This is a genomic window from Sphingomonas faeni (assembly GCF_040407565.1).
Lineage (GTDB): Bacteria > Pseudomonadota > Alphaproteobacteria > Sphingomonadales > Sphingomonadaceae > Sphingomonas > Sphingomonas faeni_F.
Genome location: NZ_JAPZPR010000001.1, coordinates 958,967 through 981,522, shown reverse-complemented (window position 1 = coordinate 981,522; position 22,556 = coordinate 958,967). Strand labels below are relative to the sequence as shown.

20 protein-coding genes, 1 tRNA gene and 1 pseudogene are annotated in these 22,556 nt (G+C 64.5%); 11 read left to right on the top strand and 11 right to left on the bottom strand.

Annotation, left to right across the window (positions count from 1 at the left end; all coding sequences use genetic code 11):
- Window positions 1–16 precede the first annotated feature (16 nt).
- The gene (gene galU / locus O6Y00_RS04280) at window positions 17–889 is read right to left on the bottom strand and encodes a UTP--glucose-1-phosphate uridylyltransferase GalU (protein ID WP_353441348.1); all 873 of its coding nucleotides are present in this window, start codon (window positions 887–889) and stop codon (window positions 17–19) included.
- Between the two features lie 107 nt (window positions 890–996).
- On the opposite strand from galU, the gene wecB reads away from it, so the two are divergent.
- Window positions 997–2,166, top strand: a complete 1,170-nt coding sequence (gene wecB, locus O6Y00_RS04275; RefSeq protein WP_353441347.1) for a non-hydrolyzing UDP-N-acetylglucosamine 2-epimerase — start codon at window positions 997–999, stop codon at window positions 2,164–2,166.
- Entirely contained in the window at window positions 2,156–3,475 is a 1,320-nt protein-coding gene (gene wecC / locus O6Y00_RS04270) for a UDP-N-acetyl-D-mannosamine dehydrogenase (RefSeq protein WP_353441346.1), read from the top strand. Before wecB ends, wecC begins: the two co-directional genes overlap by 11 nt.
- On the opposite strand, the gene O6Y00_RS04265 is transcribed toward wecC, so the two are convergent.
- Window positions 3,432–4,439 (bottom strand): M48 family metallopeptidase, encoded by a 1,008-nt coding sequence (locus tag O6Y00_RS04265; protein WP_353441345.1) that lies wholly within the window; start codon window positions 4,437–4,439, stop codon window positions 3,432–3,434. The two genes, wecC and O6Y00_RS04265, sit on opposite strands and share 44 nt — an antisense overlap.
- A gap of 152 nt (window positions 4,440–4,591) precedes the next feature.
- On the opposite strand from O6Y00_RS04265, the gene O6Y00_RS04260 reads away from it, so the two are divergent.
- Both O6Y00_RS04260 and O6Y00_RS04255 read left to right on the top strand, forming a co-directional pair.
- Window positions 4,592–5,377 (top strand): metallophosphoesterase family protein, encoded by a 786-nt coding sequence (locus O6Y00_RS04260; protein ID WP_353441344.1) that lies wholly within the window; start codon window positions 4,592–4,594, stop codon window positions 5,375–5,377.
- A 194-nt stretch (window positions 5,378–5,571) separates the two neighbouring features.
- A complete protein-coding gene (locus tag O6Y00_RS04255; RefSeq protein ID WP_353441343.1) occupies window positions 5,572–5,805 on the top strand; it encodes a hypothetical protein in 234 nt (77 codons plus the stop codon).
- Window positions 5,806–6,152: 347 nt separating this feature from the next.
- Here the strand turns inward: O6Y00_RS04255 and O6Y00_RS04250 are convergent, their stop codons facing one another.
- The gene (locus tag O6Y00_RS04250) at window positions 6,153–6,725 is read right to left on the bottom strand and encodes an FKBP-type peptidyl-prolyl cis-trans isomerase (protein WP_353441342.1); all 573 of its coding nucleotides are present in this window, start codon (window positions 6,723–6,725) and stop codon (window positions 6,153–6,155) included.
- 135 nt (window positions 6,726–6,860) lie between these two features.
- Window positions 6,861–7,067 carry a 30S ribosomal protein S21 gene (gene rpsU, locus O6Y00_RS04245; protein ID WP_055878578.1) on the bottom strand — a complete coding sequence of 69 codons (207 nt, stop codon included), beginning with the start codon at window positions 7,065–7,067 and terminating at the stop codon, window positions 6,861–6,863.
- A 232-nt stretch (window positions 7,068–7,299) separates the two neighbouring features.
- Between rpsU and O6Y00_RS04240 the strand changes: the two genes are divergently transcribed.
- The 5 genes from O6Y00_RS04240 to O6Y00_RS04220 all read left to right on the top strand — a co-directional run bounded on the left by O6Y00_RS04240 (window position 7,300) and on the right by O6Y00_RS04220 (window position 12,179).
- The gene (locus tag O6Y00_RS04240) at window positions 7,300–7,770 is read left to right on the top strand and encodes a hypothetical protein (protein ID WP_353441341.1); all 471 of its coding nucleotides are present in this window, start codon (window positions 7,300–7,302) and stop codon (window positions 7,768–7,770) included.
- Between the two features lie 180 nt (window positions 7,771–7,950).
- Window positions 7,951–9,381 (top strand): cysteine--tRNA ligase, encoded by a 1,431-nt coding sequence (gene cysS, locus O6Y00_RS04235; RefSeq protein ID WP_353441340.1) that lies wholly within the window; start codon window positions 7,951–7,953, stop codon window positions 9,379–9,381.
- A gap of 230 nt (window positions 9,382–9,611) precedes the next feature.
- Window positions 9,612–10,550 (top strand): D-2-hydroxyacid dehydrogenase, encoded by a 939-nt coding sequence (locus O6Y00_RS04230; RefSeq protein ID WP_353441339.1) that lies wholly within the window; start codon window positions 9,612–9,614, stop codon window positions 10,548–10,550.
- Between the two features lie 97 nt (window positions 10,551–10,647).
- A complete protein-coding gene (locus tag O6Y00_RS04225; RefSeq protein WP_353441338.1) occupies window positions 10,648–12,021 on the top strand; it encodes a class II 3-deoxy-7-phosphoheptulonate synthase in 1,374 nt (457 codons plus the stop codon).
- Between the two features lie 83 nt (window positions 12,022–12,104).
- A tRNA-Glu gene (locus O6Y00_RS04220) sits at window positions 12,105–12,179 on the top strand.
- A gap of 613 nt (window positions 12,180–12,792) precedes the next feature.
- On the opposite strand, the gene O6Y00_RS04215 is transcribed toward O6Y00_RS04220, so the two are convergent.
- From O6Y00_RS04215 to O6Y00_RS04195, 5 genes and pseudogenes are all read right to left on the bottom strand, one after another.
- Window positions 12,793–13,050, bottom strand: a complete 258-nt coding sequence (locus O6Y00_RS04215; RefSeq protein ID WP_353441337.1) for a hypothetical protein — start codon at window positions 13,048–13,050, stop codon at window positions 12,793–12,795.
- Window positions 13,051–13,166: 116 nt separating this feature from the next.
- Window positions 13,167–13,871 carry a hypothetical protein gene (locus O6Y00_RS04210; protein ID WP_353441336.1) on the bottom strand — a complete coding sequence of 235 codons (705 nt, stop codon included), beginning with the start codon at window positions 13,869–13,871 and terminating at the stop codon, window positions 13,167–13,169.
- 14 nt (window positions 13,872–13,885) lie between these two features.
- Complete coding sequence (locus tag O6Y00_RS04205) at window positions 13,886–14,821, bottom strand: hypothetical protein (protein WP_353441335.1); 936 nt, start codon at window positions 14,819–14,821, stop codon at window positions 13,886–13,888.
- A gap of 297 nt (window positions 14,822–15,118) precedes the next feature.
- Window positions 15,119–16,528: pseudogene (locus O6Y00_RS04200) on the bottom strand (Hsp70 family protein).
- A gap of 248 nt (window positions 16,529–16,776) precedes the next feature.
- Window positions 16,777–17,442 (bottom strand): PAS domain S-box protein, encoded by a 666-nt coding sequence (locus O6Y00_RS04195; RefSeq protein WP_353441334.1) that lies wholly within the window; start codon window positions 17,440–17,442, stop codon window positions 16,777–16,779.
- A gap of 261 nt (window positions 17,443–17,703) precedes the next feature.
- On the opposite strand from O6Y00_RS04195, the gene O6Y00_RS04190 reads away from it, so the two are divergent.
- A complete protein-coding gene (locus O6Y00_RS04190; RefSeq protein ID WP_353441333.1) occupies window positions 17,704–18,285 on the top strand; it encodes an RrF2 family transcriptional regulator in 582 nt (193 codons plus the stop codon).
- On the top strand, window positions 18,273–18,446 hold the full coding sequence (locus O6Y00_RS04185) for a hypothetical protein (RefSeq protein WP_353441332.1): 174 nt from the start codon (window positions 18,273–18,275) through the stop codon (window positions 18,444–18,446). Before O6Y00_RS04190 ends, O6Y00_RS04185 begins: the two co-directional genes overlap by 13 nt.
- Window positions 18,447–18,602: 156 nt before the next feature.
- Here the strand turns inward: O6Y00_RS04185 and O6Y00_RS04180 are convergent, their stop codons facing one another.
- Together O6Y00_RS04180 and O6Y00_RS04175 are read right to left on the bottom strand one after the other, a co-directional pair.
- Window positions 18,603–19,853, bottom strand: coding sequence for a histidine-type phosphatase (locus O6Y00_RS04180; protein ID WP_353441331.1), 1,251 nt, complete (start codon window positions 19,851–19,853; stop codon window positions 18,603–18,605).
- A gap of 8 nt (window positions 19,854–19,861) precedes the next feature.
- Complete coding sequence (locus O6Y00_RS04175) at window positions 19,862–22,438, bottom strand: TonB-dependent receptor (RefSeq protein ID WP_353441330.1); 2,577 nt, start codon at window positions 22,436–22,438, stop codon at window positions 19,862–19,864.
- Between the last annotated feature and the right edge of the window lie 118 nt (window positions 22,439–22,556).

Sequence of the window (22,556 nt, the reverse complement as noted above, 5' to 3'; positions counted from 1 at the left end):
TCCGGCCGGTCGCGCCTCAGCGCCCGAGCAAGCCTTCGGCGAAGGCGCGAACCCCCGGCCCGATATCGTCGCGTGCGATCGCGATCGCCAGGTTCGCCTGGATGTAGCCCGCCTTGTCACCGCAATCGTAGCGCTGCCCGTCGAAGGTGAAGCCGTGGAATGGCTGCTGCCCGATCAGTTGCGCCATCGCGTCGGTCAGCTGGATCTCGTCGCCCGCACCCTTTTCCTGCGTTTCCAGGATCCGCATCACTTCGGGCTGAAGGATGTAGCGACCGGGAATCATCAGGTTCGACGGGGCGGTACCGCGCTTCGGCTTCTCGACGAGTGCAGTGACCTCGGTCAGCCGGCCGTCGATCGCACCCGGCGAGATGATGCCGTATTTGTCGGTCTCGGAATCGGCCACTTCGAGCGCACCGATCACGTTGCCGCCGACCGCGTTATACGCCTCGACCATCTGCTTCATGAAGCCGGGTTGCCCGACCATGAGTTCGTCGGGCAGCAGCACCGCGAAAGGCTCGTCGCCGACGATCTCGCGCGCGCACCAGACCGCATGGCCGAGACCGAGCGGCTCCTGCTGGCGCACATAGACCGGCGAACCCGGCTTCATCCGGATATTGCTGATCGCATCGAGCGACTTGCCGCGCGCGCGCATCGTATCCTCGAGCTCGTACGAGATGTCGAAATGATCCTCGAGCGCGCCCTTGTTGCGGCCGGTCACGAAGATGATCTGCTCGATGCCGGCTTCCAGCGCCTCCTCGACGGCATATTGGATCAGCGGCTTGTCGACGACGGTCAGCATTTCCTTCGGCATCGCCTTGGTCGCCGGCAGGAACCGCGTGCCGAGACCGGCAACCGGGAATACGGCTTTGCGCAGCGGTTTTATCGTCATTCGAAACTCCCGTGTTGGTCGCGGCTCGTCTACCGTCGGGGATGGCGTGGCGCAAATCGCCGCGACCAATTAGCGCGTCGTTAAAGACGTTGGGCTACAGGGTGCGAATGTCCAAAGTCCTCGTCATCTTCGGCACGCGTCCGGAAGCGATCAAACTCTTCCCGGTTATCCGTGCGTTGGCCGCGACCCCCGGCCTGACAGTACGGACCTGCGTGACCGCACAGCATCGCGGCCTGCTCGACCAGGTTCTCGCGATCGCCGATCTTGCACCGGATATCGATCTCGATCTGATGGAGCCCGGCCAGACACTCGACCGGCTCACCGCCCGTCTCCTGACCGGTCTCGGCGATGTCATGGACGCCGAGTCGCCCGATCTCGTCGTCGTGCAGGGCGATACCGCGACGGCAATGACCGGCGCGCTCGCCGCCTATTATCGCAAGGTCCCGGTCGCGCATGTCGAAGCGGGGCTTCGGTCGGGGAATATCTACCAGCCCTGGCCGGAGGAGGTGAACCGACGAATCGTCGCGCCGATCGCCGCGCTGCATTTTGCCCCTACGGAAACCGCGGCGGACGCGCTCCGTCGCGAGACGATCGCGCCGGAGACGATCCATGTCACCGGCAACACGGTGATCGACGCGCTGCACTGGACGGTCGATCGGGTCGCCGCGGACCCGGCATTGGCGGCGGGGCTCGACGAGATCGCGGCGCGCTTTGCGGGCAAGCGGATCGTTCTGGTGACGACGCACCGGCGCGAGAATTTCGGCGACGGCATGGCCGCCATCGCGCGCGCGATCGGACGGATCGCCGAGCGCGACGATGTCGCCGTGCTGTTTCCGGTTCATCCCAATCCCAACGTCGTGTCGGTAATGGACCAGATTCTGGGGAAGCGCGCGAATGTCGCCCGGATCCAGCCGCTCGATTACCCGCATTTCGTTCGCGCGCTCGGACTGGCCGACATCGTCCTCACCGATTCGGGTGGCGTACAGGAAGAGGCGCCGGCGCTCGGCAAACCCGTCCTCGTGATGCGCGAGACGACCGAGCGCCCCGAAGGCGTGGCCGCGGGCACCGCCAAGCTGATCGGCACCGACGAGGACAGGATCGTGTCCGAGATCTTCACGTTGCTTGACGACCACGCCGCCTATGCCGCGATGGCACGCGCGCACAATCCGTTCGGCGACGGCCATGCCGCCGCCCGCATCGCCGAGATCATCGCGAAGACCACCGCACACAATATTGCCCAAAGTACCGCCAAGGGAATCGTCGCGCATGCTGTCTGATACCGAACTGAACGTCGTCGTGCTCGGGCTCGGCTATATCGGCCTGCCGACCGCAGCGGTGATCGCGCGGACCGGCGCCCGCGTGCTCGGCGTCGACGTGACCGAATCGGTTGTCGAGACGGTCAACTCAGGGCGCATCCATATCGAGGAGGTCGATCTCGACGGGCTCGTGTCCGGTGTCGTCGCGCGCGGGACGTTGCGGGCCTCGACGACGATCGAGCCGGCCGACGTGTTCGTGATTGCCGTTCCGACCCCGTTCGACGACGATCATGCGCCCGATATCGGCTATGTGCTGAACGCCGCGACGACGATCGCGTCGGTACTGAAACCGGGCGACACGATCATCCTCGAATCGACCTCCCCGGTCGGCACGACCGAACGGGTCCGCGACCTGCTCGCGACGCTGCGCCCGGATCTGCGGGTACCGGGCCGGACCGGCGACCAGGCCGATATCGCGATCGCCTATTGTCCCGAACGCGTGCTGCCTGGTCGCATCCTGGTAGAACTGATCGACAATGATCGGGTCATCGGCGGCATCACCCCGCGCTGTGCGCGCAAGGCGCTGACCTTCTACCGTCGCTTCGTCCGCAGCGCCTGCGTCACCACCACCGCGCGCGCGGCGGAAATGACCAAGCTGACCGAGAATGCGTTTCGCGACGTCAACATCGCCTTCGCCAACGAACTCTCGCTGATCGCTGACACCATGGGGGTCGACGTCTGGGAGGTGATCCGCCTCGCCAACCGCCATCCGCGCGTCAACATCCTGCAGCCTGGCCCCGGCGTCGGTGGCCACTGTATTGCGGTCGATCCGTGGTTCCTGGTGCATGCGGCACCCAACCAGACCCGGCTGATCCGCACCGCCCGCGAAGTAAACGACGGCAAGACCGATCACGTCATCGCGCAGGTCGCAGCCCTCGTCGAAGCGATGCCCGGCGCGCCGGTCGCCTGCCTCGGTCTCGCGTTCAAGGCGAATATCGACGACTTTCGCGAGAGCCCCGCCGTCAAGGTCGCACTTGCCGTCGCGCAGGCATTCGGCGACCGCGTGCGGATCGTCGAGCCGTACGCGACGGCCTTGCCCGCCGCCTTTGCCGGCACCGGCGCGACGCTGATCGATGTCGATACCGCGATCGAGGCCTGCCCGATCATGGTCGTGCTGGTGGATCATGACGTGTTCAAGTCGATCCCGCTGGAGGAACGCGCCGACAAGGCCGTGCTCGACACCCGCGGCATCTGGCCCGATCAGCCTCGACCCCAGATAGGCGTGCTCACCGCAGCGGCACATCCCGCGTCGCGACGAGCGGCGGGATAATCGGCCGGGTCGGCGTGGCGGCGATCTCCCGCGCGATCGTCTCGAGTGCTTCCGCACGCGCCTTGGATGACGCGTGGGTGCGGCTCCGGAACAGCCCTCCATCGACTGAGCCGCCCTTCTGACGCCAGAATTGCGGCGCCGACATCGGATCATAGCCCGCATTGGCGAGCAGGTAGATGCCGAGCTGGTCGGCCTCGTCCTCGGTCTGCCGGATCAGACGCCCGTTGCGCCCGAGTTCGGCGAGCATGCCGCGGTTGATCTTCACCGCGTCCAGCTTCGCCCGGTGATGCAGGATGTTGTGCGCGAGTTCGTGCGATACGACGACCGCGATCTCCGCATCGCTATAGCCTTCGAAAAAGCGTTCGCCGATCTGCACGACCGATCCGTCCGCGCTCGCGCCGAGTCCGCTGCCGAGCAGGATCTCGAACCGCGAGCGACAACCGCTGACCGGCGTGACGGCGATCGGCACCTGTCGCCCCTCGCGCAGGATCGTTAGCCTTAGAGGCCGTCCGATCGGTGCGGCAGCGATCGCCGCCTCCGCAGCATCGCGCGCCGCGGCACCTTCCGGCGAATCGGCGGTCGGGAGTCCCGGCTGCGCAACGCCGTTGATCGCCACGATCGAATCATTGGGACGAATGCCGGCACGCGCCGCCGGCGCGCCCGCGACGACTGCCTCGACGCCGATCGTCGCCTCGAACCCGAACGCCGACGCGGCACTGGCGCGCGCGGTCGAGCCGTATTGCGTCAAGGCGTGGATCGGCATCCCGATCTGTGGCTGGAGTTGGTCGCAGAGCGCGGCGTTCGCCGTCGTCAGGCGGTATGCAATCGTCGCCATGCGCAGGTCAGCGGCGCGCAATGTTTCGAAGAACGCAGGCGACGGCGTGCCCTTCTCGGCCGGCGCCTTCTCGGCAGACGCGGCGGCAACAATGATCAGGAGCGGGAGCAGGCGTGCTTTGATCGACATTCGTTCCTCATAGCGGCTGCCGTCGATCCCGTCATGCCGGTGGCCCCGCCGATAGCGATGGACAGTGACGCGTTGCGACGAACCGCATACCGCCTTATGCGAACACCGTCCGATCAGCATTCGTACATATTCTCCTCCGCATCGACAGCAGCATGATTTCAAAGCTCTTCAAGTCCCGCCCCGCCACCCGATCGAACCTGCCCCAGGTCCCCGAAGGCCAGCGCGTCTACGCGGTCGGCGACATTCATGGTCGTGCGGATCTGCTCGACGACTTGATCGCGCTGATCGAAGCGGACGAGCGCGCTCGCGGTCCTGCCGAAACGACCGTGATCTTCCTTGGCGATATCGTCGACCGCGGTCCGGATTCTGCTGCGGTGATCGACCGTCTCCGCGATCTCGCGGCGAGTCGCGCCAATGTTCGGTTCCTCCTGGGCAATCACGAGGAGATCTTCATCGGCGCGCTCGACGGCGAACCCAAGGCGCTACGGTTGTTCTGTCGAATCGGCGGACGGGAAACGATTCTCAGCTACGGCATGGCCGCCGCCGAGTATGAACGGCTCGATTACGAGGAACTGGTCCACCGGCTGGCCGATCTCGTGCCGCCCGAGCATCGCGCCTTCCTCGCCGGCTTCGAAGACATGATCGTCATCGGCGACTATGCCTTCGTTCACGCAGGTGTTCGGCCCGATACACCGCTCGACCAGCAGCGTACCTCCGACCTGCGCTGGATCCGCGACCCGTTCCTCGATCACCGATCGGCGCTGGAAAAGACAATCGTCCACGGCCATACCATGACCGACGAGATCGAACGCCGGGGGCATCGGATCGGTATCGACACGGGCGCCTATTCGTCCGGCCGGCTGACCGCGTTGGGACTGGAAGGCGAGACGAGCTGGCACCTGCAAACCAAGCCTGGAACGGCCCCCAAAGCATCCTAGCCAAGTCCGCAACTTTGATCGGCGGACAAACTGACGCTTCCCGTAATGGCCGGGGTCGCTATAGTGACGGCGCGGTGGGTGCGTGTTGCACTGCCGCAACAGTGCGAAACGCTTCGCACTGAAATACATAGCTCGGTTGCCTTGCAGATGGTTTCGTGCCATTGGCGAGCTGACGAGCACAAAGGGAGTTCATCATGCGTCTTGGGAAGTATCTCCTGACCGCAGCAGCAGCCACGATGGCAGTTGCTCCGGCCATGGCAGCACCGGCTAATCTGTCGGTTGCTAAGTCGGTTCGTTCGGGTTCGGTTTCGGCTGACAAGAACGAGCTCGCTGGCGGCGGCATCATCGTTGCGATCCTCGCAGCAGCTGCTGTTGTCGCAGGCATCGTTATCGTTGCTGACAGCGATGACAATTCCGACAGCAACTAAGTCTTAGGACCTAGTTCGAGAAATAGCGGTCTTCGGGCCGCTATTTTTTTGCCTGCCGGACAGGCCGGGATGCGTGCCGCACCGAGTGAAGATACCCTGCACGGCACCGCAGGGCACGACCCTACCCCTAGCGGGTCGTCGAACCTCAGCATGCCTGACGATGATGATTCTCCCCTCGAATCCGCAAGGCTAAGTGCCGATGTGCAGCGGCAACGAACGCGTCGAGCCGGGCGGGCATCGCCACAAACGCCCTACACGCAAAATGCGCCCGGCGATGAATCGCGGGCGCATCCTACGCATCCAGAAAGACCGGGCCGAGCCGCCTGGCCCAGTAACGCCCGCTCCGCTTAGGGTTGGGGCTGGCCCGGCGTTGCACCAGGAGCGCCGCCCGGTGCGCCGCGACCCATCTGCGCCTGAGCCTGCATCTGCTGCACGACGCTCTGCGGCAGGAAGTCGAGCAGTTCGACGTCGAACACCAAAGCCGAATTCGGCGGAATAGGACCGGCGGCTTTATCGCCGTAGCCAAGGGAAGGCTTCAACCAGAAGCGGTACTTCGCACCCTTTGGCATCAGCTTCAGAGCCTCGGAGAAGCCGGGGACAACGCCACTCACCGGCATCGGCATCGGTTGCTGCGACTTGTCGAAGGTGGTGCCGTTGAGCAGCTTGCCCTCGTAGTTCACCAGCGCCACGTCGGTGTCGGTCGGCTTGGCAGCGCCCGCCTTCCCCGGCGTGATGACCTTGTACTGCAAGCCCGACGCGGTCACGACGACGCCCTTCGCGCGCGCATTCCGCGCCAGCGGATCGTCACCCTGACGCGCAAGTGCGACTGCGGCGATCAGCGCGAGCGCGATGCCGACCCAGAGATAGACGAGATAGCTGCGCTTGGTCGGCTGCAGCGGCACTGCGGTCACGGTCGACATCGGATCAGGGCCCCGGTCATCTGGTCACGCCGGAGCGCCGGGCGTGCCGTTGGAAAGCAAACGGGGGCGTCGTGATCGACAGCCCCCGCGAACATCGACCCTACCCGTCAGCCGGATACGGGCCGATCATTGATCTTAGCGTGCGCCGTCGCGCTCGGCGCGCTTGCGGTCGAGCTTGCGCGAGCGACGAATAGCCGCCGCACGTTCGCGAGCGCGCTTCTCCGAAGGCTTCTCATAGTGCCGGCGCAGCTTCATCTCGCGGTACACGCCCTCGCGCTGCAGCTTCTTCTTGAGCGCGCGAAGGGCCTGGTCGACGTTATTGTCGCGGACGATGATCTGCATAAACCCGTAAAGCTCCGGTCGAATAGATTTTTGCCGTCGCGAATAGGTCCGCGCCGCATGAACCGTGGCCTCTATCAGGGCTCCGCCAGGGTTTCAAGCCAAACCCGCCGCCGCGTCAGGCGGTGCTTGGAACTCGCTCGCGCCGTATAACAGCGGACACATTCGGCAAATTCGCGACGGAACCGCGAAACACGAGGGCCGCATCCTAGTGCCCCCCCTTGCTCGCTTAACCGTGAAACCATCATGCGACACGAGCAGGACGATCGCTGGCGCAGGCACGGCCGCGCTCGTCGCCAACGCCCGCGGAAGCGGGCCCGAGTCGGCGAATGCCGTCACTACGGTAGCCGCCAGCCCGGCGCGCGCCGCTACACCGACCAGGATCGAGACTCCCGCGCCGACGCCAATGACAACCGGCTGCGTCGCGGATCCAACCGATACCGCCGGTCCCTACCCAAACGACGGTACCAACACGGCAAGCGGGTCAGCTTCGAACGCACTGATCGTCGCCGGCATGATCCGCAGCGACATCCATTCGAGCTTCACCGGTACGACGACGGTGGCGACGGGAATTAAGCTATCAATCACGCTGATCGTGGTCGACGTCACCTCATTATGCGCGCCGCTGGTCAACTTTGCGGTTTATCTCTGGCAATGCGATCGGAATGGCGAGCGCCCCTCGATTCGCAAAGATCACGACCACTAGCGACAAAGTCTTCGGCGACAACACCGCTGCGTAGAGCGCGCAGCAGACCCCAACCTTCGCGGGATCGGTCGCCGACGGATACACAGCCAATGTCCTGATCAGCGTCGCGCGCTGACCACCGCGGGAAAAGCGGCGCGTGTGGGCTTTGCCGCCGCTTGCGCGCGTCGCTAAGAGGCACGCATGACACGCTCCCCCACGACCCTGTATAACAGCCTCTCGCGACTGCTCGAGACGTTCACGCCGATCGATCCCACGAACGTCGGCATCTACTCCTGCGGCCCTACGGTTTATAATTACGCCCATATCGGCAATCTGCGCGCATACGTCTTCACCGACACGCTGAGCCGCGTGCTGACGTGGAAGGGGTATCCGCTCACCCACATCATCAACATCACGGATGTCGGCCATCTGACCTCCGATGCCGACGTCGGCGACGACAAGATGGAAGCGGCGGCGCGCGCCAGCGGCCAGGACATCTGGGCGATCGCAAAGCATTATACCGATGCGTTCAAACAGAACCTCGTCGATCTCAACATCCGTCCACCCAGCAAATTCCCGCTCGCAACCGATCATATCGACGGTATGATCGCGTTCGGCGAGGCGATCGCCGAGAAGCATTGCTATCAGTTGCCGGACGGGCTGTATTTCGACACCTCGACCGTACCCGATTACGGCCGCCTCGCACGGTCTCAGGACGATGCGGGCGAGAGCCGGATCGATCCGGTCGCGGGCAAGCGCCATCCTCAGGACTTCGCAATCTGGCGGACGTCCGCCCCTGGCGAGAACCGCCAGATGGAGTGGGATTCGCCTTGGGGGCGCGGCGCGCCAGGCTGGCATCTCGAATGCTCGGTGATGAGCAAGCAGTATCTCGGCGAGACGTTCGACATCCACACCGGCGGGATCGATCACCGCGAGATCCATCACCCCAACGAGATCGCGCAGAACCAGGCGCATTGCGACTGCGGCGATACCGGCGCGACACTGTGGATGCACAACAACTTCCTGGTCGAGCGCTCGGGCAAGATGTCGAAGTCGGGCGGCGCGTTCACCACGTTGCAGACGCTCGTCGATCGCGGCTTCCATCCGCTCGCCTATCGGCTGATGTGTCTCCAGGCGCACTATCGCAGCGAGCTGGAATTCTCGTGGGAGAACCTCGCGGCGGCGCAGACGCGGTTGAAGCGGCTTGCGATGACCGTCGAGACGCTGGCCGCACGCGGGCCCGGCGGCCCGTCTGGCAGCCCGCGCGACTACTACGCTCGGCTCGACGCTGCGGTGTCCGATGACCTCGCCACCCCGCGCGCGCTGCCGATCCTCGACGAACTGCTCGCGGACAAGCGTATCGCACCCGCGGACCGCCTCGACACGCTGGTCGATTTCGACGCCGTGCTCGGCCTCGATCTCGGAACGATCCGCCGCGAGGACCTGCGTATCCGGCCGGTAACCGCAACGATCGACGAGGCCACCATCGCCGCGCGGCTTTCGGACCGCCGCGCCGCCCGCGCTGCAAAGGATTTCGGCACGTCGGACGCGATCCGCGACGAGCTGGCCGCCGCGGGGGTCGAGGTCATGGACGGCGACTCGCTAGGCTGGGACTGGAAGATCGCTCTCTGAGACGATCGATCCACCAGCGTCGCAACAAGCCGACGCCGCGTTCGGATCCTCCCCCGCCAGGGGGAGGTGGCAGGCCCTTGCCTGACGGAGGGGGAGGACGCGATAACCACCGTTGCGTGTCCGCCCCCTCGGTCGCCTACGGCGCCACCTCCCCCTCGCGGGGGAGGATCGTGAAGTCGCACGCCCCTCCGAAACTTGACATGCCCCGCGTCCGGCCGATGCTGCTATAAATGAAAGCCGTACTCCCAGCCGCCGCCCGCCTCCTCCTCGAACCGCACCTCCCCGCAGACCTCGACACCGCCTGGTTCACCAAACCCGAGGACGCGAACGCGATGATCGCTGATGCCGACATCGCTTGGGTCGACATGCAGCCGACGGAACTCGTCGCCGACGCGATCCGCCACGCCGGGCCAAACCTCAAATGGGTCTCGACGATCTACGCCGGGCTCGACGCGTTCCCGCTCGATATCCTGCGCGACGCTAACGTCACGCTGACCAACGGTGCCGGCATCAATGCCGTCGCAGTCGCCGAATACGCCGTGATGGCCGTACTCGTCGCTGCCAAGCGCTTCGACACGGTGTTGCGCGCGCAGGACCGCCACGAATGGCTGAAGGACGCGCCCGGCAAGATCGAACTCGCCGGCACCAGCGCGCTCGTCATCGGCTACGGCACGATCGGCAAGATGATCGGTGACCGCCTGACCGCGTTCGGCGTCGCCGTGACCGGCGTCACGCGCACCGGCCGCGACGGCACGATCACGCCCGACGCCTGGCGCGACCAACTCGGCGACTTCGACTGGGTCGTGCTCGCCGCCCCATCGACCGGTGCCACGCACGCAATGATCGGCCACAACGAACTCGCGGCGATGAAGCCGTCGGCCTGGTTGATCAACATCGCGCGCGGCGACATGATCGATGACGATGCGCTGATCTGGGCGTTGACCGAAGGCAGCATCGCCGGCGCAGTGCTCGATCCCACCCATCCTGAACCGCTGCCGAGCGATCACCCGCTCTGGTCGACGCCAAACACCATCGTGACGATGCACCTGTCGGGCCGCAGCCAGACGACGATGTTTGCACGCGGCGCCGCGCTGTTCCTCGAAAACCTCGCCGCTTTCATGGCTGGCACGCCGATGAAGAACGTCGCCGACCTCGATGCGGGCTATTGAACCGGCGCTTCCAACCGCCCCAAAGCTTTACTTCGTTGCGCAAAAAGCGGTTTTCCCGCATGGCCAGCGCCACATTTCACCAATCGGACGACATATCATGGCCGCGAACTGGGCCCCCGACAGCTGGACGCGTCACGAAGCACGACAGCTCCCCACCTATCCCGACGCGGCCGCATTGACCGCCGCGACCGATCAGCTGGCGACCTTCCCGCCGCTCGTCTTCGCCGGCGAGGCACGCAACCTGACCGCGAGCCTCGCCGAGGTCGCGGCCGGCAAGGCGTTTCTGCTCCAGGGCGGCGATTGCGCCGAGAGCTTTGCCGAGCATAGCGCGAACAACATCCGCGACACGTTCCGCGTCATCCTCCAGATGGCAGTGGTTCTGACCTTCGCGTCGAAGCTCCCGGTCGTGAAGCTCGGCCGGATGGCCGGCCAGTTCGCCAAGCCGCGCTCGACCGATACCGAGACGATCGGCGGCGTCGAGCTGCCCTCGTACCGCGGCGACAACGTCAACGACATCGCCTTCACCGCGGAATCGCGCGCGCCCGACCCGCAGCGGATGATCCGCGCCTATTCGCAGTCGGCGGCGACGCTCAACCTGCTGCGTGCGTTCGCGCAGGGCGGCTACGCGAACCTGCATCAGGTCCATCGCTGGACGCATGACTTCATGGGCCGCAGCCCCTGGTCGAAGAAATATGCCGAGACCGCGGACCGGATCGGCGAGGCGCTCGAGTTCATGGCCGCATGCGGGATCGATCCCGAAACCGTGCCGCAGCTCGCGCAGACGCATTTCTACACCAGCCACGAGGCACTGCTGCTCCAGTACGAGCAGGCACTGACCCGACAGGATTCGCTGACCGGCGACTGGTACGACACCAGCGCGCATTTCCTGTGGATCGGCGATCGCACGCGGTTCGAAGGCTCGAGCCACGTCGAATACCTCCGCGGCATCGGCAACCCGATCGGCATCAAGTGCGGCCCGAGCCTCGAGCCCGATGCGTTGCTGCGGATGCTCGACACGCTCAACCCCGGCCGCATCCCCGGCCGGATGACGCTGATCACGCGCTATGGCTATGACAAGATCGAGGCGAACCTGCCCCGCCTCGTCCGTGCCGTCACGCGCGAAGGCCATCCGGTGGTGTGGAGCTGCGACCCGATGCACGGCAACGTCGTCAAGGCCGCCAACGGCTACAAGACGCGGCCGTTCGACCGCATCCTCGCCGAGGTCCGCGGCTTCTTCGCGGTCCACCGCGCGGAAGGTACGCACGCTGGTGGCATCCATGCCGAGATGACCGGGCAGAACGTGACGGAGTGCACCGGCGGCGCGGTCGACGTGACCGAGCAATCGCTTGCTGACCGCTACCACACGCACTGCGACCCGCGCCTTAATGCCAGCCAAAGCCTCGAACTCGCCTTCTTGCTGGCCGAGATGCTCAACGAGGAAATGGCCGAGCGCAAAAAGGTCGCCGCCTGATAAAATGCGCGGGCGTCTCAGGAATGTGCGGCAACCGTCTTGACGCCTGCCACCCCATTCCGTAGACGCCCGCATCTGCTAACGGCCCCTTCGTCTAGCGGTTAGGACGACGCCCTCTCACGGCGTAAGCACGAGTTCGATTCTCGTAGGGGTCACCAGGCATCAATTCAGCGGCGTAAGCGTTTTGCTAAGCCACGTTATGTGCGTGAGATGCCCTCCCCTAAGTCTCGCCCCCGCATCCGTCGTGTATGACGTGATCTATGACTGTCGCGTCTTGTTCAAATCACCGACGCCTTGGTGGGCAGGGATATCGACGATCTGTCGATACCGATCGGGGCGGTGATCGGCGGGGCCAATCGCCAAGCCGAGCGACGATTACTCGAATCGAAGAGATCGGCCTACGCTCGGCCATGGAAAACACTGCATCTCCGCTCGACCTCTTTACCCTTCTCGAGATTGTGATCGAGGAACGTAGCGAGGCGCCAACGCGTTCGACATAGTCAAGCAGGACGCGATCATTGCCCTGCCCCGGCGCCAAATGATAAGCCTGCCGTAACCAGCGACGACGCCGCCGACGCGGCAGGCGAGGAAGTCGACTCCTTCAGCGCCGAAGTTCGCGCCCTATTGCGGGACGCGTCCGACACCGATCTGAACGACGCTTGTGAGCAATCGGGCGGCGAAGTTGGTCATCCGGTGGCGGAAGCCGTGCTCGGCGAGATGAAGCGCAGGGGTTTCAGCCTCTAATCGATGCCGCGATCGCGTGATGATCAGTCATGAACCGGAAGCGCCTCGCATGCGGATCGCTGAAGAATGGCTGACCGATATGTCGGACGCAAACCGGTGCCTGGTCGGGACAATGTGCATCGGAATCGTCCACTTCTCGATGTTTGGCGTTGCCGCGTCATGCGCCCGATATTCTTCCGCGCGTTCGGCCGGAACGACAGAGCGGTTGAGGCTGGCTTGGTCGGCGATCTGACGGACATCCGTTACCGCCTGCGCGGCCGGACAGCTTACAGCCTGTCCAGCCATGCGTCGCTCGTGCCGGAAATGGCAGTGCATCGACGCCCTGCGAAGTCGATTCTGCTTGCGGATACCGCCCGCGGAACACTCCGCTCGGGTTACGTATCCACCCGCCGGCCAGAGTGCTAAAAGTGCCGCAGTATCTCGTCCCCCTCCTTGGCTGGTAGTGTCAGCGCGGTTTCACCCAACGCGATCGTCGCCTTGCACCGGTCCTTCGTTGTGTTGCCCTCAAGGACCGCCTTGACGAATCCGGCGCGCGGAAGCCGGGCGCGCCTTGCCGCCTTGTCGACCACCGTACCGTTGACCTTGAAGGTATTCCCCAACGGCTTTGCAGGAGGATCGCCATCGGTTTCCAGCAGCACCCGGGCGACAAGCGCCCTGTTACGAGTCGCGAGATCCGGGGTCATCCAGAGCGGTTTTTCGGTACCCAGTACGAAGAAGTCGGCGCATGCGCCCGGATCGGGCACACGGATCGCCCGCGCCTTGTCTAGCCGCAGGGTCGCGAGATCGACCAACAGTGCGTGTGGCGCGCGGTTCGAACCCGCGACATAGCGATCGGATAACAGTTTGAGCATGCTCTCGGCGAACGTCCTCGGATCGGTCGCGCTGTCGCGGGTCAGCGTCCAATTGCTCGCCAACTGTCCGTACAGCTTGGCATTGCCCTCGCGGATGCTCGCCATAGTCAGGTCGGTTCCACCGAGCGTGGCGAGAACCGGATCGAGCGTCTTCGCCGGACTGACATAGGATGCCTCCTGAGAGTTCGGCGGCGTCGCGGAGCGCGTATTGGTGTCGGTAGAAAAGACCGCGCGCAGGATGAGCATACCCACCACGAAGATGGCCCACATCACACGCCAATTGATCGCGGAGCGAGCAGGACGCTCCCATAGCGCGACGCGGTACCAGTCCAGCTCCCGCTCCAAGGTCGGATGGTCGGTGCGGATGGTACCAAGCAATTGCCGTATTTTCGCGCGTCGGATGCCCAGCCGCGGCGGCTGGTTTCGGTCGCCGGCTTGCGCAACTCGCGCCAGGCTTGGTGCAGCGGATGCTTCCGGTTCTGCAGTTCGGTCACGTACACAAGCGCATCCCGGCGTGCGACGGCGGCGCCGACCGTTGGAGACTGATCGATCCGCCCGCGACCGGTCAACCAGCCGAAATGCTGGATCACCTGCGTCAGGATCGGGTCCGACCGCGGTGAAGACGCCGCGATCACCTCGGCGAACCAGCGTTCCGCGTCGGTGTAGAACTTCAGTTCCTGCAGCCTCTCATCCGCAAGCAGAACGTCGACATGGTCAGTAAGGTCGGCGGCGGTCTCGCGGTCGAGGACCTGTCGCTGCCGTTCGTCGCCGGGAAACAGGATCGTGACCACCGCATCGTAATGCTCCTGAATCGACGCGTCGTGCGCATTGGCGGCGTCGGACATCGGATGATCGTCCCGATCGTCCCCATCGACTGCGGAACGGGACGGGGTTTCGGGGGGCGCATGGGGAAACTCGGTATCGTCGTCGTCGGACCAGAGATCGAAGTCATCCGCGAATTCCAGGTCGGTCGCGAACTCGAACGAAGACACGGGATCGCCATCGTTCTTCCGCACGACATCGCCGTCCGAGCTCCGGGCTCGCGAGATCGCGGCATCACGTGCGTCGCGGAGCGCGATGTAGCGGTCGGGCTCGTCGTCGATGTCGAACGACTTCAGCCTGCGAGCATAGGCCCTGCGGATCGCCGCGGTATCGACGGTCGGTGCCAGGTCCAGCGTTTGCCAGATGCCCCGCAGATCGCCCACAGGTAGCGGTCGCCTTCGAGTTCCTTCAGCGCGGCATCGAACTGCGCGCGGGCGGGGTCAATGATGCGCGGATCCTGGGTCGTCAGCGCCGCCTCGAACTGCGTGATCCAGGTGCCGACAGGTCGCGCCGGTCGCCGATGAAGCCCTTGTAACAGCGCGCCGCGCGGGCGACCACCGCCCGATTGTGGCTCTCGTCACAGGGATGACGTTTCAGCGCCGCGAGTATTTCGCGACGCGCCGCGCCGCGATCGCCGCCTTGTCCGGCGCGTCCTCGTCGTCGACGATCACCAGATTGCGTTACGTACCCGCCTGCGGCACGCTGACATCGACCTCGAGCAGACCGCTGGTGTCGTAGCTGAAGCGCACCTCGATCCCGACCTCGCCGGCGCGCCCGGCCGGCACCGGCATGCGTACCGTGCCGAGCTTGACGTTGCCCTGCACCTCGCGCGCCTCACCCTGATAGATCTCGATCTCGAGATGGCGCTGGTTGTCGGCGATGGTCTGATACGCGCCGACCCGGCTAGCCGGGATCGGCGTGTTGCGCTCGATGATCGGCGAGAAGATGCCGTGGCGAAAGCCGCCGCGCCCGTCCGCAACGCTATGGTTGATGCCAAGCGTGTAGGGGCAGACGTCGGTCATGCGGATCTCGTCGAGCGCGGCGTCGCGCGCCTTGAGACCGGCCTGCACCGCCGCGCCGAGCGCGACCGCATGATCGGGATGGACCGCAGCACTCGGAAACCGCGCGAACATCCGCGTGATCGTCCGCCGCACCGCCGGCATCCGCGTCGACCCGCCGACCAGGATCACTTCGCTGAGAGAGTCGACGCGGATATCGCTGTCGCGCAACGATCGCAGCACGGGCTCGCGCAGCCGGGCGAGCAGCGGTGCGGCCTGCGTCTCGAATTCGCTGGTGGTGATCGTCGTCGAGAAATCCTGGCCCAGCGCGGTGACGGTGAACGGCGCCTCGTCCGAGTCGGTGAGTGCCCGGCCACACCGTTCGGCGGCGGCGCGGAGCAATTCGCGCAGCAAGACCGGGTCGACGACGGCAAGCGCGTCCTCGGGGTCGATCCGCGGTTTCGCCAGATCGATCACCGTCTCGTTGAAGTCCTCACCACCCAGCCGGTTGTCGCCGGCGGAGGCGCGGACCTCCATCACCCCGTCGAACATCTCGACGATCGAGACGTCGAACGTCCCGCCGCCGAGATCGAAGACAAGGAACGGCTCCTTCTCCTCGCGGGTCTGGATTCCTTAGGCGAGCGCGGCGGCAGTCGGCTCGTTGATCAGCCGCTCGACCTTCAGCCCCGCGAGCTCGCCCGCCCGCCGCGTCGCCTTGCGCTGGCGATCGTTGAAATAGGCCGGGACGGTGATCACGGCGCCGGTCAAGGGCTCGCCCAGGAACGTCTCGGCATCGACCTTGAGGCTCGCCAGCACGACCGCCGACAGATCCTCCGCCGTGAACGTCGTCGTGCCGAGCTTCACGGTCTGCCGCGTTCCCATGTACAGCTTGAACGCGGTTGCGGTGTCGGCCGGATGCGTCGACTGCCGATCGCGCGCCGCCATCCCGACGATCACCGATCCGTCGTCGGCGACGCTGACCGCGGACGGGGTCAGCGTATCGCCCAGCGCATTGGGAATGAACTCGGCCTGGCCATCGCGCCAGATCGCGATCGCACTGTTGGTCGTCCCCAGATCGATCCCGACGATCATCGTGCGCAAGCTCCCGCTAATGTCAGACATCCCGATATGTGCTGGACCCGAGCGCCGTCAAATATCGACGGAACGACACCGCGCCGGCTCTGCCCCCTTTCGTTAGCGGCAGGGCTAGGCTTTCTGGATCGGTCGAAGCAGCAGGTCGGCGGGCCGAGCGCATATAGAACGGCCTGTCGAAGAGCGTTACACTGAACAACCGGACGAAGCATCAGTTTCAACGCCGCCGGCCTGACATGTGGGGTTCGTCAGACGGTTCCTACGGCCAAGGCTTCGGGTGCTAACGTCGCGGCAAACAAGCGTTCCAGTCGCGAAACCCCGTTGGCGCTGAGCTGAACGTATTCGTCGGCATCATCCAAGGTCTCGAGAAGGCCACGTTGCGCCAGTACCTTGACCCAGCGGCTCATCGATTGGGCGGAGAGATCGACCGACTGGGCGATCTGCGACGTGGCAGCGACGCGCCCCTCCGCCTCCGTCAAATAGACGTGGACCAGGATAAGCCCGACATGATCGCCGAAGAGGTCGCGTCCGAACTCGATGATCCGCAGATCGTATATGTGCTTGATCCGCAACGCGGCCTGCCAGAGTCGTGACGGTGAGGTGTCTTGATGGCCCTCAGTCCAAGACAATGTTGATATGAGGCGCCCCTCGTCGCTGAACTTGGATACGAGCAGATCGGCCTCGATCAAACTACCGTCAGGACGCACGTATGTCTTCCGAAGGTAGGTTGGGACGGCCTTATCGATCAATCCGCTGAGCATCTCACTGCTCTTATGCAGGTCGGAGGCCGCGGTGATCGCCTTGTAGGACAGACCGATCAGTTCATCTGGCCGACGTTGAACGAGCTGACAGAACCCCTCGTCGAAATCCAGAATGATGCCTGCCATACTGGATACACAATGCGCGACGGGCATTTAGCACCCTCCAAAATCTGTTCGCTTCGGCTCGGCAGCAACCCGATTGCCCGAGACAATGTACCTTCCCGGTTGCCGCCTGCGAATGAAGCACGGGTACCAATATCGTTAGGACCCTCAAAATGATAGATATTTTGCAGAGCGATTATGCCGAGAATCCGTGCGCTCGACCTCCTTCATCGCTTTGATTGATCATTGCTGCGACGGTTGCGGCCGCCCTGTACCGAGCTATAACTACCACTACCTGGGTCGGAGTTTCGCTTGAGTCATATCAGCACGGCAGTCGAATATGCGCTACATACCCTTCTCTACATCATCGACTTGCCTGACGAAGCTGCCGCGCCCAGCTCGAAGGACTTGGCGACGCTTCGGGCGCTGCCGGTCAAGTTCATGGCCGGCGTGATGACCAAACTGAACAAGGCGGGTATCGTCGTTGCAACGGAGGGCGTGCGGGGCGGCGTTCGACTTGCTCGCCGCCCCGAAGAAATATCCTTTTTCGACGTCGTGATTGCAGTCGATGGCCGGAAGGCGCTCTTCGACTGTCGCAACGTACGGCACGCCTGCCCGCTATACGGCCCGGCACCACCCGCGTGGGCGACATCGGGCGTATGCGGCATTCACGCGGTTATGCTGGAAGCCGATGCGCGCATGAAGGACGTCCTCAAGGCGAGAACCCTTCGCGACATGGCGGACCACGCCGCGACGCGCATTCCCGGCGAATTCCGCGCTGAAACCCGGATCTGGTTGGAGGACCGGTCTCAAAAGAGACTGCAAAGGTCCCGTCCACCAAAAGCAATCGCAGAGTCCGCTGAAACGACGGAGACACTGACATGCCCGAAGTAAAATTGCGCTTGCAGCAACTCGCTTCCATCGAGCAAGCGGCCAAGAATGCTTTGGATCTTGCGGATCAATGCGATGAGCTTTTGATAGGCATCAAAGCCGACGAATGCCTCCAAACCATTCGTGAACGGATCGAAGAGATATCGCAGCACGGCCGGATCTAACTATTGGCAAGCGACGGCGTCGGGTCTGCGAGAGCGAAGGATAAACATGCACGCGCAGTGTTTCACGGTGCTGCCGTCATCCCCCGCAGAATGGGCGTGAAGCCTCGGGTGTCGTCGTTCTTCGCGAGCCACGACCGATCACGCGGATCGGCTCTGCTATTCCTGTTTTCCGACTAGGCGGGCGGTCATCAAGGCCTTGAACGCCGCCAGCGTGCACAGGCCGCGGACGCCGCGCGCAGAGCAGGTCGCGATCGGCATGACGAAGCGATAGGGTTTGATAGCGCCTCCGAATGTAGTCAGCGCGCGGATCTGGTCGAGCGTTTGCGAGCGATACACCGCGCGGACATAGCGCTGCCCGGCGGCGTCAACCAGCCGCTCGAACACGATCGCACCGCCGGGGGACGGGTCATCGGCGGCGAGACCCGGGACGTGCCAGTGCAAGTCGAGCAGACCGGCGAGGCTTGCCACGTTGGTGTCGTGGCCGGAGAGCATCGTGACCGCCGGCGCGTTGGCGGACATGTCGCCCAGCGCGTCGCGCACGACCGGTCCAATCCCCGCCATGTTGGCGGCAGCGACGTAGCGCGGGCGTGCCAGCAGGCGGAACTCGACGGCGTGAAACTCGGACGCCCGGGCGATGTCGGTAGCGCTGGCGCGTCCCCAACCAACCTCGCGCATGGGCTTGCCGTCGGCATATTCGAGCAAAAGGATCTGCGCGACGGTCGATGCACGATCGAGCGCGCCGCTGAGCTTCGGCCGGCTGCCGGGCTTGATTGGCGCGAGCGCAGACGGCACGCCCACGACACCGCATGCCGTTCGCGCCGGCCCGCACAGGATCTGATCGAGCCGCGACAGCACGGGACGCAGGCGACGCTCCTCGCCAGCCACGCCGTTCGGTCCGGCGCCCGCCAACACCGCGGCACGGGCCACGTCTGCGTCGAACGCGACCGCATGTTCGTCGATCGGCGAGAAGATCGGATCGCCGACATCCTGTGGTTGATGCGTCATGGCCACCGCGCAGCCGGGCGACACGGCAGCGCCCCAGACGCCAGCGGTTGCGATCGTCCGCTGATCACTATCGGCGACGATCCTGATCTTCGCGCATCCGCGGCGCGGGATCAGGCCGGCCATCATCAGATTCGCACGGTCGGCGGCCCCGAGGCGACGTAACGCGTCGGCGCCGTGCGGCGTCAGATAGCCGGGCTTGACGGGCCATGCGGGCCACGCTTCCGCCGCCGTTCCTGCAGGCATCGGCGGCGCTTTGGTCGGCGGGCGGACACCGTGCCGCATCAGCATCACGACGCGGTCGACGCGCAGCCCCGCGAGTGTACGCGTCTGGCCGAGCGCGACCGATCCGCTGGAGGCCAGGACGATCGCGCCGGCGACCGAAAGCAGTGGGACTGATCGCATGGCCATTCCTAGAAGTGGAGCTGCGCGCCCCAACGCACCGTCATATCGTAACGCTCGCGCTCGACTAGCAGAGTCTTCGTGCCGATATACCGCCGCCACGGCGCATCGGTAAGGTTGGTCGCGCTCGCGAAAAAGGTCAGCTCGGGCGTGACCTGATAGCTCGCGTTCACGTCGAGCTGCCCATTATTGCCGGTGTATTGATCGAGCGCCTCGGTCGCGCCCAGCGTATCGAGATAGGCAGAGCGATAGGAATAGGCCGCGCGGACCGCAAAACCGTATTTCTCGTAGAAGATCTGCGCGGTGCCGACATGCTTGGATTGCAGGAACAACGGGATGTCGCCGACCCGCGGCGTCGTGCCGAGGATCGTGCCGTTTCCGTTACCCCAGATCCGCGTGTAGTTGGCGCTGACGCCGAAACCGTCGAGCGGCGAAGGGAGGAAGGTGAACCGCGTCTGGAGATTGATCTCCACGCCATAGACCTTCGCCTTGTCGATGTTGAGCGCCGTCGAAACCGTCGCGTTGGTCAGCGCCTGACCCGCAAACGTGCCTGTCTGGCCAAGCAACGCCTGCTGATAGATCGGGTCGTCCAGCCTCTTGTAGAAGCCGCCGAGCGACAACAGCCCCTGGCCGGGAAGATAATATTCGATCGCGCCGTCGAAATTGAGCGCCTTGTAAGGCTTGAGGTTCGGATTCCCTTGCGCGACCGAGTTCGGCGACGTCGTCTGGTCCACCGACACGAACGGCGCGAGCTGCGCGTAATTGGGGCGCCCGATCGAAGTCGTCGCGGCGGCGCGCACAACCAGATTGTCGGTCAGGTCGTAGCGGGCGTTGAGGCCGGGGAAAACGTCCGTGTACTGCCGAGACCCGAAGCTGTTGAACCCCGAAGCGATCGATGACGTCGCGGTGATCAGCTTGGCCTTGCTTCGGTCGCGGGTCTGTTCGACGCGGACGCCAGGGACCAGCGTCAGTTTATCGAACTTAAGCGTCGCCATCGCGTACCCGGCGATGATGCGCTCCTTCACATCGTAATCATTGGCCAGGCTGTTGTTGATCGAGCCTGCGGTGTTCGGCGTGATCGTGCCGGGATTGGCGGCGAGAAAGGCCTGAGCGCGATCATAATCTATGCGCGGCCCGAACGTGTAGTCGCCGTCGTAGAAGCTCGTATCGCCAATATAGGACACATTCGCGAGCGTGAATGCACGCCCCGACGTCAGGCCATAAGTGACGTAATCGCGATTGTTCGTCTTGTGTCGATCGAGATATTTTCCACCGACCTTGATCGACGACCCGCCGTCGCCGAAGCCAAGCGGGATCGTGTAGTCGATCCGACCCTGCGCCAGCCGTTCGATCGCCAGCCGACGGTCGTAGTTCACGCTGTTGAGCGAATAGGCTGTCTGCGCGACGCTATTGGTCGGCACGAATTCATAGGGCGTATCGGACACGTCGTAATTGACCGTGAATGCCGCACCGCCGGTACGGAAATTGTATTCCGAGCGCAGCGGATCGCGTTTTTGCGCACGCGCATAGCCGCCGGTGATCGCGAGATGCCCCGGTCCTACGTCGAACTCGCCGCCGCCTTGCACCGACTTGGTGTTGTCGGACTCTTCGCGCCGCCGCACGCGGACGCTGCCGCGACCGCGAAATGTGCCCGTCGTCGCGGTCTGGTTGGTGAAGGCGGACTGGTTGTCGATGATGAACTGGTCGCGCGTCTCGTTGTCGTCGAACGCCGAATACGTCCCGCGCAGGAAGAGCGTAGTCGTGTCGCTCGGCCGCCAGTCGAGGTTGAGCACCGCGCCTTTCCGTGTCCGGGCCAGGTTATAGTCGCGCAGGCCATACTGGTCGGGCACGAGGAAGCCGTTCGCAGCGACCGGGACCCGGTAATTTGTCGAGCCCTGGAAGTTCTCCGACTCGATCGGACGTTTCGAATAGTTGACCGACAGCACCGCACCGAATTGCCGGTCGGGGCCGAACAGCCCGCCGACCTGGATGTCGCCCTCGTACGGGTGGCCGCCGTTGAGCTTCGACCAGCCATAGGCCAGCCGGGCGTCGGCGAAATACGGCTTGTTGCGGTCGAACGCCGACAGCGTGCGCACGTCGACCGACCCGCCGATCGCGTTGGCGTCCTGGTCCGCGGTCAGCGACTTGGTGACCACCACCGCGTTGATCAGCGCGGAAGGGATGTCGTCGAGCTTAACCTGCCGGCCCTCGGGCTCGGGCGCTGGCAGTGTCATGCCGTTAAGAGTCACGTTGACCAGATCGGGATTGATCCCGCGGATGATGACGTAGCGCCCCTCGCCCTGATCGTTGGCCACCGAAAGGCCGGGAATGCGGCGCACGGCTTCGGCGACGTTCTGGTCGGGCAGCTTGCCGACGTCGTTGGCATAGATGGCCTCGACGAAGTTGTCGGCGTTGCGCTTTTCCTCGATCGCCTTGCGCTCACCAGCCCGCGTCCCGGTGACGACGATGTCCGCGGATGCGGCCGTGTCCGCCGGTGCGGCAGGCGCGCTTTGCGCTTGCGCGTTAGCCGCGCAGAATGCGCCTGCCGCGACGCCGACCGCCAGGGCAGCCTTTGAAATACTGATCATATATGGTGCCCCAGGCCGTGCCTTCGCCTCGCCTAGGACGCTTCCGCGACACCGGAGCGACAAGGCGATGACAGTTCCGCGTCACGGCGCCGTTCCATTCCGTACCGGATTCGATCGT